Origin of the sequence: Novosphingobium sp. TCA1 (assembly GCF_009811895.1) — a bacterium.
Lineage (GTDB): Bacteria > Pseudomonadota > Alphaproteobacteria > Sphingomonadales > Sphingomonadaceae > Novosphingobium > Novosphingobium panipatense_A.
This window is the reverse complement of sequence record NZ_BLJH01000059.1, coordinates 1-11420: the sequence shown is the minus strand read 5'-3', so window position 1 is coordinate 11420 and position 11420 is coordinate 1. Positions and strand designations below refer to the sequence as shown.

General features: G+C 63.3%; 7 protein-coding genes. 6 read left to right on the top strand and 1 reads right to left on the bottom strand.

Annotated features, from left to right (window positions below):
* The coding region (locus NTCA1_RS27005) for a hypothetical protein (RefSeq protein ID WP_159832379.1) at positions 1-772 on the bottom strand (772 nt) is incomplete at its 3' end.
* Positions 773-1378: 606 nt separating this feature from the next.
* On the opposite strand from NTCA1_RS27005, the gene NTCA1_RS27000 reads away from it, so the two are divergent.
* The 6 genes from NTCA1_RS27000 to treF all read left to right on the top strand — a co-directional run bounded on the left by NTCA1_RS27000 (position 1379) and on the right by treF (position 11201).
* Positions 1379-1975, top strand: a complete 597-nt coding sequence (locus NTCA1_RS27000) for an RNA polymerase sigma factor (RefSeq protein ID WP_236549601.1) — start codon at positions 1379-1381, stop codon at positions 1973-1975.
* Entirely contained in the window at positions 1972-2934 is a 963-nt protein-coding gene (locus tag NTCA1_RS26995; RefSeq protein WP_133084770.1) for a FecR family protein, read from the top strand. The genes NTCA1_RS27000 and NTCA1_RS26995 overlap by 4 nt, the downstream gene beginning before the upstream one ends.
* A 114-nt stretch (positions 2935-3048) precedes the next feature.
* Positions 3049-5916: a TonB-dependent siderophore receptor gene (locus NTCA1_RS26990; protein ID WP_133084771.1), complete on the top strand. Its 2868-nt coding sequence runs from the start codon at positions 3049-3051 to the stop codon at positions 5914-5916.
* A gap of 162 nt (positions 5917-6078) precedes the next feature.
* Positions 6079-8121, top strand: coding sequence for a hypothetical protein (locus NTCA1_RS26985; RefSeq protein ID WP_236549600.1), 2043 nt, complete (start codon positions 6079-6081; stop codon positions 8119-8121).
* Positions 8118-9605 (top strand): tryptophan halogenase family protein, encoded by a 1488-nt coding sequence (locus tag NTCA1_RS26980; RefSeq protein WP_133084772.1) that lies wholly within the window; start codon positions 8118-8120, stop codon positions 9603-9605. Before NTCA1_RS26985 ends, NTCA1_RS26980 begins: the two co-directional genes overlap by 4 nt.
* Before the next feature lie 12 nt (positions 9606-9617).
* Positions 9618-11201 (top strand): alpha,alpha-trehalase TreF, encoded by a 1584-nt coding sequence (gene treF, locus NTCA1_RS26975; RefSeq protein ID WP_255490645.1) that lies wholly within the window; start codon positions 9618-9620, stop codon positions 11199-11201.
* Positions 11202-11420 lie beyond the last annotated feature (219 nt).

The window sequence follows — 11420 nt, the reverse complement described above, 5'->3', positions numbered from 1 at the left end:
CATGCTCATCCGCAGAACCGCAAGGTATTGCTACGCCTGAGGAACTTTTGAATCGGGCTCTAAGTCGTTCAAGCATCCGCTGCGTCAGGTTGCGAGGAACAGAATAGCACTCGGTCTCGCCTGCGAAATCGACGGCGCTCCAGACCTGAGAGACAATATCCAGCCCTGCCCGGCTGAAGGCTCCCACGTCGCTCAGGGCCTTTGCCACATACCAGATCGAGATGCGTCCCCCGGCGAACCTTGCTGGCATCCAGTCCGACGGTTCACTCCAGATTAGCTCGCCATCTTCATGCGTGACGATGTCGGCGTAGAGCCGATTTTCCCGAGCAAATAGCGTCGAGTTCGGCATAATGAATTCGCCGGCAAAGCCGTCGACGTCGTGCGAGCGTCGGCTGTTGTCGAGGTATTCTTGGAGCTGCGCCACCGTCGTTGGCCTCCAGTGTTGGGCCTCGGCATAGAGCAAACGCGGCAGATGCTCATAGAACCATTTGAACATCTGACCGATCAGCCCGCCGCGGGCCTTCGGAGGGCAACGTACGATGTCCATAAGGATCAGAACCTTCGACAACTCTTCGGTCGCCTGCCCGATGAGGATTGCTGCTGCCCTAGGATGATCATCGAGTGCTTCAGCAGCCGTCATAAGCTCGTCAGCACTCTTCAGCAAGATTGGCAGCCCCTGAGCGATTATATCCAGTTGCCGCGTAGGTGTGAGCTGTGCGATCGCGCGACCACGCTTCATGCCGATGTCTTCTGACTTCTGTGCCTCAGCCATCTATCACTCCAGCGGCTCTTTGCGGACCTTACAATGCTGCCGAGTGACCTCGCGGTAAAGGCGAATTGAATGGCTGCTTTCAGGATCCCGCACAGCGTGCCGGAATGACAAGAAAGGGCGCATAGCTGTCAAAGTCCCCTGACCCCGTTATGAATCCGAACCCGCCGTCATAGCGGCCATTGGCGAGACCAAGCGCCTTCCGCGGAACCCGCCCTTCATTAATGCGGCGACATATGGGGGATTTTGCTCAAACCTGCCATCACGTTGCATCCATCCATACGCACGTCGAGGGCAGCGGCCGGCGTCTCTGTCGGCGCTAACAGCCGGAAGCAACGCATACCTTCGCCCCGACGAATGCGGATTAAGGATGAAGGCCTTGGGAAAACCCGCCTTAAGCCCCCGACACGCTCACCAACCCGCCGTCGCGCCTTGTACCACGGCAATTTGCGGTTGTCGGCAGGCGGCACGCAGGCTCTCCCATCCACCCACCGCAGGCAAGCATGATCGATGGTAGAGCGGGCTTGAACAAGCCCACTCGCTTGCATAGAGGGACGGAGTTCCACCCGCGTAGGCTTGACCAAATTCGAGTCAATTGGAATTTTCAGGATGACCGATGACGGAGATGCAAAACTGCTTCATCTGGTTGGATGGGTAGGCAGTAACATACTTCCGCATGAACGGCAGCTGCGTAAATGGCTGCGTTCGGCCTTCCTAACCATTGATGTCGACGATGTCGTCCAGGAGGCCTATTGCCGCATTTCCGAACTGGAGTGTGTCGACCATATCGACGACCCGGCGCGATACCTGTTTCGCACCGCCCGCAACATCGTGCTCGAACAGCTGCGGCGAGAGCGTGTGGTGCGGATCGACGCGGCCAGCGGGATGGCCGAGATGGAAAACGGTCTGGTGGATGAATTCTCGCCGGAACGGATCGCGGCCGGGCGCAGCGCGCTGCAGCGCGTTGAACGCCTGATCGATGCCCTGCCGGACCGTGCGCGGCAGGTTTTCCGGCTTCGCAAGATCGAAGACGTTCCCCAACGCGAAATCGCCGCCCGGCTGGGGTTGAGCGAAAACGTGGTTGAAAACGAAGTGGCGCGCGGCCTGCGCCGTATCCTCCAACAGATGACCGAAGACGAACGTATTGAGATGCCCGTTCGCCGCAGAAGACCGAAATCCTTGAGCCGGAAACTCAAGCAGCCATGATCGACGAAATCGCTTCGCAATGGGCAGCTGCCATGGATCGCGGCCTGGCCGCCGACGAGCGCGTTCGGCTGGACGAATGGCTCGCACAGGATCGCCGTCACAAGGGCGCCCTGCTGCGCGCGCGCGCTGCGATGAGCGTGCTGGACCGTTGCCGCATCCTTGCGGGGATCGAGGACGGTCGCGCGCCTGACGGCAACGCTCTCGCAAACGACGATCATGCCTTGCCGGCCTGGGCGATGCCTTTCGCGCGGCGGCGTTTCCTAGCACTTGGTGGAACCGGCATTGCCGCCGCGCTGACGGCGGCGCTGACTTTCACGCTCTGGCCGCGCGGCACGACGCTGGGCACCGATACCGGCGAGATCCGGCGCATCCCGCTGGCCGACGGATCGCTGGCGGTGATCAATTCGGGCAGCGAACTGCACGTGGCCTTCTCCGATCGCAGCCGCGACGTGCAACTGACGAAGGGAGAGGCCTGGTTCCAGGTCGCGAAGATGCCGGACCGGCCCTTCACCGTCACGGCGGGCTCGGTCAACGTGCAGGCTGTGGGCACCGCGTTCAGCGTGCGCCGCAGGAGCGAGGCGACCGAAGTGGTCGTTACCGAAGGGACGGTAAAGGTCTGGTCGACACAAGCGCCGGAAGGCACTTTCGTCACTGCCGGGCACAGCGTGCGCATCAACGATGCCGGCGTGGCAGTGGCCGCGCTGGACGGCGAGGCGGCCGAGCGGCAGCTTGCCTGGCGCGATGGCCGCATCGTGTTCGAGGATGTACCGCTGTCGCAAGCTGCCGCCGAATTCAACGGCTACCACAACCAGCAGATCGCCGTGGACCCGAGTTTCGCCGACAAACGCGTGGTTGGATCGTTCCAGACGGACGATATCAACGGCTTCGCCTCCGCCTCGGCTGCGATGGTCGGCGGCCGTGTCATCCATGATAACAACGTCATTCGTATCGTTCCGTAGGCGCGCCGTAAGGCTGCCGTAAATTTTTTCCGCCCGCCTGACGGAAACTGTTTCGCCGACCATCTTTCTCAAAAAATGGCTGAACTGTTCGGCCGTAGAAAATTGGGAGGTAACATGCGATCCGTCCGTCGTTTTCATGTGCAATCGGCTCTGCTGGCAAGTGCCGCGACCGTTTCCATGATCGCCAGCGCACCCGCGCTTGCTCAGGATCAGCTCCACACTTTCAACATTCCTGCGCAAGATGCCGGCAAGGGTATCCTTGCCTTCGCACAGCAGGCCGGGATTCAGGTTCTGGCCTCCGGCGACACCACGCACGGCCGCAGGGTCAACGCCGTGCAGGGCCGCTACACCGTGGAAGAGGGGCTGCGCCGCCTGATCTCCACCGGTGACTTGCGTGTCGTTTCCTTCGATGGCCGCACCGCCGTACTGGCAGAGCGCCGTGGCGGCTCGGCACCGGCGGGCATGACCAGCGCCTCCTACGGGCAAGCCGCCCCCGGCGTCGGCAGCGCAACGGCACAGGCCGGCACGCAAGCCGCAGACAGCACCGATTCCACCGAGGCAAGCGACGACAGCCTGCGGGAAATTATCGTCACCGGCAGCACCTCCGGGCGCCGCACGCTGTTCAACTCTTCCTCCAACGTCACGCTGGCCAGCAAGGAAGACCTGCAGCGCAAGGCGCCGCGTTCGATGGCGGAATCGCTGGAACTGGTGCCCGGCATCTTCGTCGAAGCCACGGCCGGCCCGGCATCGAACAACTATTCGGTGCGCGGCCTGCGCGGCGGCGCGCAGACCTTCATCACCATCGAACAGGACGGCATGCCGATCCTCTACGGCGGCGGCGGCGCGGACTTCTACTTCCAGCAGGACCTTTCAGTGGACCGCATGGAAGCGGTGGCCGGCGGCACCTCGGGCATCCTTGCCCCGAACGGTGCGGGCGCGACGATCAACTTCGTCTCCAAGAAGCTGAGCTACGACAAGCCGACGGGATCGATCCGCGCGACCGGCACGACGTATGACGATTACCGCGTGGACGGCTACTTCTCGGCCCCGCTGGCCGACAATCTGGCCTTCGCCGCCAGCGGCTATTTCTGGAGCCAGAAGGGCCAGCGCAAGTCGCCGTTCCGCTATGACAGCTTCCAGATCAAGGGCACGCTGGAAAAGCGGTTCGACGATGGCGGCTTCGTTCGCGTCAGCTATCAGCGCCGCGACGAGACCGACCCTTACTACGCGGACATGCCCTTCGCGGTCGACGCATCGGGCAAGATCGGATCCGTCCCTGGGTTGGACCTGAAGTACGACAACGTGCTGGGTGAAGCGTTCCAGTATCTCGGCGTGCCGGTATCCTCCGCCACGGGCCGCTCGATCCGTCCGTTCCGGGGTGACAACGGCATCCACACGACGTCGAACACCTTCCGTCTTGATTTCGAAAAGCCGGTGAATGACGAACTGAAGCTGTTCGGCCGCGCCCGTTATCTTGACGGCAAGTATGACTTCAACGGTATCTTCCCGGGCAGCGGCGCCGGCACGTCCGGCCTGGCTTCGGCGGTCGACTACCTGACGCCGGGCGTCTCGCCGGTTTCCGACCTGCTCGCCGCCGGTTCCGCGGCCTTTGCCGGCACCACGCAGTTCGGCATTCGCGACATGCAGACCGGGCAGGTGATCTCTGCCTCCAACACCGCCGCGCTCAACGCGCTCAATGGCAATGGCCTGCTCCAGCAGACCGTGCTGAACCACCAGACACTGTCTATCAAGGATTTCGGCAGCGATTTCGGCCTGAAGTGGGATAGCCAGGGCAGCTGGTTCGAAAACTCGCTGACCGTCGGCGGCATGTACTACAACGTGCGCCGCAAGAACGACCAGTCCGGCGTTGCCTACGTGATCAACGACGTGACGAACAATTCGCACATCTACGATCTGGTAGCACTGGACGCGAACGGGAACACGCTTGGCCAGCTGACCAACAACGGGATGCTCAGCTATGGCAACTGGGGCCAGGGCATCTTCAATGACAAGGTCAGCTCCGCCTCGGCCTATTTCAACGACGAACTTGTTATCAACGACAAGCTGCACGTCGACTTCGGCGCGCGTTACGAACATCAACATGTCGCGGTGAACATCGGCAATACCGCTGCGGTCAACGAGCCAGTGCCTGCCGGCACCCCCGGCCTTGCGCAGACCGTGGGGAGCACTTTCGACGGCACTTACACGCATTCCAGCGCGACCTATCACGACTGGGCCTATACGGCAGGCGTGAATTACGAATTGACGGGCAATATCTCGCTCTACGTGCGCGGCGCCAAGGGTTTTCAGACCAATGGCGGCGACACCGGCGGCACGCACAAACCGACCGACCTGACGTTGTACGAGGGCGGCGTGCGGTTCCGTACGGGGATGTTCAATGCATCGCTTGTCGGCTTCCGCACGATCTTCAAGAACCAGTCGTACCAGTTCATCGACCCCACCGATCCCACCGAAGCCGCCAACGCGCTGGCGAACAACAAGACCAACGGCGTCCAGCTCGATGCGGAATTCCGTCCGGTCTCGTTCTTCTCGATCACCGCTACGGGCGTCTATCAGGATCCGAAGCTCAGCAACTTGCGCTTCGACGGCGTGGCGCAGCCGCAGTATGAAGGCAATACGCCTGAACGCACGCCAAAGAAGCTGCTGACGGTCACTCCGGTTTTCACGCTGCCGAACGGTCTGGGCGAAATCTATGGCCGCTGGAAGTACATCGGCAAGATCTATGCGGACTCCGGCAATGGCGTCGCCCTGCCCAGCTACAATGTCTTCTCGATCGGCGCGAACCTGAACGTAACCGATCAGGTGAACGTCAGCGTCAGCGTGGACAACCTGACGAACGCCAAGGGCTTTACCGAGGGCAACCCACGCCAGGGCCAGACGCAGACGATCGTCAACGGTTACTTCTATGGCCGCGCGATCGCCGGTCGAAATGCACTGGCATCGGTCACCTACTCGTTCTGAACGAGGCCCGATCCCGATCGCCGTGGCCATCCACGGCGATCGGCCTGACTTGAAGCCGGAGCGGCCCCTTCGATCCCCCGATCACGCTCCGGCTTCGGAAGGCCGCGCTCCCTCCTCCTCCTCCCGGAGCGCGGCCTTTCAATTTCTGCATGGAGCTTTCCGATGCGTCTCCCGTTTCGCAAAATGGCCGTTCTTCGCAAACTGGCTCTGCTGGCGCTTTCCGCCGCCCCCCTCGCCGTCTCGCCGCATGCCTCTGCCCAAACCGTGCAGGAAGGGCTGAACCTCAACGCTTTCGTCCAGCAGGGACCGGTGGCCGCGCATGTGCTGCTGCGATCGGGCAACGATCCGCGCGTGATCGTCGCCTTCCCGGCGGGCAACAGCGGCGTGGGCCTGTGGTTCGAGAAAGTTCCGCAGGCGGCCGAATGGTCGATGAGCGGACAGCCCCAGCCCGTTACCCAGACCGACACCCAAGGCCGCCCACTGCGCGGCGTCACCTTCCGGGCCGAAATCCGCGCATCGGAACTCGTGGTGAAGCAGGCCGTTCTCTCCAGCGTACGCGTCCTGCGCGACTATCAGGGCCTCGGTACGGCACCTGCCGAAGTTCTGGTACCGGGACAAACGCAGACAAACACCCTCGTCTGGGCGCGAAACCGTCTCGACGGCGCCCCCGGCTACAAGCTCGCGCTGACGGTCGAGCAGGGCACCGTCTCCGGCAATCGCATCAAGGCTGGGGCCGACGGCCGGATCGTCATCACCATGACCGCGCTCACCGGCGAACAGCCGCTGACGCCCTACACACCCGAAACGCTGCTGTCCGAGAAGGCCGCAGCCGATCCCGCCGCCCGCACCGCGTTGCAATTCCTCAGTTACCATGAGAAGTTCATGGCGGGCTCATGGAGGTTCAACACCTATTTCGGTCGCGATACCCTGATGTCGGTGAGGATGCTGATGCCGGCGCTGCAACCGGAAGCCGTGGAAACCGGCCTCCGCGCGGTGCTCGAACGCCTCTCGCCTGACGGCAATGTCGCGCATGAGGAAGACATCGGCGAATTCGCCGTGCTCGATCACATGCGCGCAGGCCAAGGCAAGTCTGACGCGCCCACCTTCAACTACGCGATGATCGATAGCGCGTTCATGCTTGCGCCGGTCACCCAGGCTTGGCTGCTCGACGACGCACGCGGAAAGGCGCGCGCCGTAGACTTCCTAGCGCAGAAGGATGAGGGCCGCGCCCTGGGCGAAGCGCTGATGACCAACATCCGCTTCGTCGCACAGCAGGCGCAATCCTTCGCCAAGGATCCGCGCTGGCAGAACCTGATCGCCCTGCACGAAGGCATGGACGTGGGCGAATGGCGCGACAGCAACGAAGGGCTTGGTGGCGGCCGCTATCCCTATGACGTCAATGCCATCCTCGTTCCCGCCGCGCTTGATGCCGCCGACGCTCTGGCCCGCGCCGGCCTGCTGGATGCCTATGCCACGCCCAAAGACAAGGCCATGCTTGCCGGCCTTGCGAAGACAACCAAGGTCTGGCGCGACAATGCCCCGCCGCTGTTCCTGCAGACGGTAAAGCCCGCCGCTGCCCGCGCCGCCATTGCCGCCTACGCCAAGCAGGAAAGCGTGCCGGACGCCGCCGCGCTTGCCGCAGCCCGCAGCCCGATCCGCTATCACGCCGTGGCACTCGGGCGCGACGGCAAGGCCGTGCCGATCGTCAATTCGGACGAAGGCTTCGCGCTGATGTTCGGCTATCCCACCGCCGATCAACTGACCGTTGCCGCGCAGACAATCGACAACGCCTTCCCCGCCGGACTGATGACGGGCGCCGGGATGCTGGTCGCCAACCCGGTCTTCGCCTCGCCCGAATTGCAGGCCAAGTTCGGCCGGAACGCCTATCACGGCACCGTAGTCTGGTCTTGGCAGCAGGCGCTTGCAGCGGCCGGCCTCGCCCGTCAAATCGCGCGGACGGACCTGCCGAAGGGTGTCTGCAGCCAGTTGTTGAAGGCCCAGGATAGTCTGTGGAACGCCATCGCCGCCAGCCGCAGCGTGCAGAGTTCCGAGCTTTGGTCATGGAACCATGCCGACGGCGCCTATCGCGTCGTGGCCTTTGGCGCCAGTGGCGCGGATGTCGATGAATCCAATGCCGCCCAACTTTGGAGCACGGTGTATCTCGCCGTCCAGCGCCCGGCGGCGGAAAAGGGTTGCGGACAATGACCCAATCGGTGGCAGACCGGACACCAATCCGCTCCATCGTCATTCTCGGCGGCGGCACGGCCGGATGGATGACGGCTGCCGCCCTGTCCAAAGCGCTTCAAGCCCAGGGGTTCGAGATCCGGCTGGTGGAGTCCGATGCCATCGGCACGGTCGGCGTCGGCGAAGCCACCATCCCGACGATCCACTGGTACAACCAGCTCGTCGGCCTGAACGAAGCCGAATTCATGGCCGCCACCAAGGCGACCTACAAGCTGGGTATCGAATTCCAGGGTTGGCAGGGTGATGGCCACGCCTATTTCCACCCTTTCGGCACATACGGCGGCCCGGGCGATGGCACGACCTTCCCGCATCGCCTGATCCGGGCATGGCTGGGCGGGCTGGACGCCGATCCCGAAGACTATTCGCTGACGACGCAACTCGCCCGCCAGCGCCGCTTCATCCAACCGGCGAACGATCCGCGCTCGCTGCTCTCCACCCTTGGCTACGCCTATCACTTCGACGCCGGGCTCTACGCCGCTTTCCTTCGTAAGCAGGCCGAAGCGCGCGGCGTACTCCGCCACGAAGGCAAAGTGACCGAGGTGGAACAGGACGGTGAAACCGGCTTCGTCCACAGTCTGACCACCGACCGGGGAGAGCGCCTGACCGGCGACCTGTTCATCGATTGCTCGGGCCTGCGCGGCCTGCTGATAGAGGACCGGCTGAAGGCCGGTTTCGAGGACTGGTCACACTGGCTGCCCTGCGACGGCGCCTGGGCTGCGCCCACTGCGGCGGATGCCGCACCCGTCCCCTATACCCGCGCAATCGCGCATGAGGCAGGCTGGCGCTGGCGCATCCCGCTGCAACACCGCGTGGGCAACGGCTATGTCTTTTCCAGCCGATTCCAGTCCCCGGACGCGGCGCGCGAAACCCTGTTGGCCGCGATCGGTGAGCGTAGCGCCGAACCGCGCCTGATCCGCTTCACGCCCGGCCGCCGCAAGCGCGCGTGGATCGGCAATGTCGTCGCCATCGGCCTGTCGAGCGGATTCCTGGAACCGCTGGAATCCACCAGCATCCACCTGATCCAGACCGGCATCGGCAAGCTGCTCTCTCTGTTCCCGCGCGCCAGTTGCGATCCACTGCTGGCTGAACAGTACAACCGCATCTTCGCGCGCGAGATGGAAGACGTGCGCGATTTTCTGGTGCTGCACTACCACTTCACCGCCGGCCGCAACGACCCGATGTGGCAGCACTGCCAATCCACACCCATGCCGGACACGCTGGCCTATAAGGTTGCCCAGTTCGAGGCTTCCGGCAGGATCATGCTGACGAACGAGGACTTGTTCCGCGATGCCAGCTGGTTCGCCGTGATGACCGGCCAGGGCATCCGCGCGCACGATTACGGCCCGATGCTCGATGCCATGCCGGACGCCGAGAACCTGCGCCATCTGGAAGCCGTCCGCGCCGCCGTTCGCCAATCCTGCGAACGCATCCCCCCGATCACCTGAGGAATGCCCGTCTTGCCCTTCACCTTGCCCGCCCTGCGCAAGCACATCCCCGCCGTGACCGCCGCGATGGCTCTCACTCTTCTCGCCGGCGCGGCCCGGGCAGAAGGCCCGCAAAGCCCGCAGGAGTCATTCGGACCGCTGTTCGAAGCGGTGCAGACCGAGCGAATATTCCCGGACGGCAAGACTTTCGTCGACGCCGTTCCGCGCGAAGATTCCGAAACCATCCTGCGCGCCTGGCGCACCGAACAACCACAAGGCCCCGACGCCCTGCGCGCCTTCGTAAAGCGGCATTTCGATGTGCCGCCGGGACCCGGCGAACGCCCCCCCATCAGGGCCCACATCGTAGCGTTATGGCCGCAGCTGACCCGCCCTCCGCTCACGCCGCCGCCCGGTTCCTCCGCGCTTCCGTTGCCGGAATCCTACGTCGTCCCCGGCGGTCGTTTTCGCGAGGTCTACTATTGGGACTCGTACTTCACGATGCTGGGTCTGAAGGCGGACAATCGCGCCGACCTTGTCGAAAGCATGATCGATAATTTCACCAGCCTGATCGAACGCTACGGCCACATTCCGAACGGCGCGCGCACGTATTATCTCAGCCGTTCGCAACCACCGTTCTTCGCACTCATGCTGGATCTGTCCGAACAAACCGATCCAGCCATCCGCGCCCGGCGCCTTGCCGCGCTTCGCAAGGAACACGCCTACTGGATGGCGGGCGAAGCCTGCGCCAAAGAGACACGCAAACCATGCGAACGCGTCATGCCGATGCCGGACGGTAGCCTGCTGAACCGCTACTGGGACGATCGCGACACCCCGCGCGATGAATCGTTCGCCGAAGACCGCGTGACCGCCTCGATGACGCCCGGCCGCCCTGCGGCCGAGATGTACCGCAACTTGCGCGCCGGCGCAGAAAGCGGGTGGGATTTCAGCTCGCGCTGGCTCACCGATCCGCACGATCTCTCGACGATCCGCACCACCGCGATCGTCCCCATCGACCTCAATGCGTTGCTCTGGGCCATGGAAACCCGCATCGCCAAGGGCTGCGCCGATGCTGCGGACCAACCTTGCCAGCGCGAATTCACCAAACGTGCCGATGCGCGCAAAGCCGCCGTCGACCGCTATCTCTGGCTCGGCAAGGATAACCGCTACGCCGACTGGTCGCGCGATAGCGGCAAGCCCACCGCCGTACTGACCAGCGCCACACTCTACCCTCTGTTCGTCGGTATGGCCTCGCCCGCACAAGCCAAGGCGGTTGCTGCCACCACCCGGGACAAGCTGACCGCGCCGGGTGGCCTTCGCACGACCGGCTCACGCACCGGCCAGCAGTGGGATGCCCCGAACGGCTGGGCTCCGCTCCAGTGGGTCGCAATCGATGGGCTAGGCCGCTACGGCGAGCAAGACCTGGCGCGCGACATCGCCAACCGCTGGATCAGGACGGTAAGCGTCACCTACCACGATACCGGCAAGATGCTGGAGAAATACGACGTGGAGGAACAACGGCCCGGCGGAGGCGGCGAGTATCCGCTGCAAGACGGCTTCGGCTGGACCAACGGCGTGACCAGCGCGATCCTCGAACGGTACCCGACGATCGCCCCCTGATCATTTACCCAAGCACAGCGCGAATATCGTCCTGATATGGTATTCGCGCACAACCTCTGCGTCTACGCGTCCACTGGTCGATACGCCAAAGACTGAACTTCACTAGAAAGGCTATCTGCCGCGCTCGAACAGATCTTCATAAATATTCTATCAATGTCAGAGCCCGATCCGAAAGTTGTTGAGCAATACCAGTATGTTGTGATTCACGCCGTCTTTGCG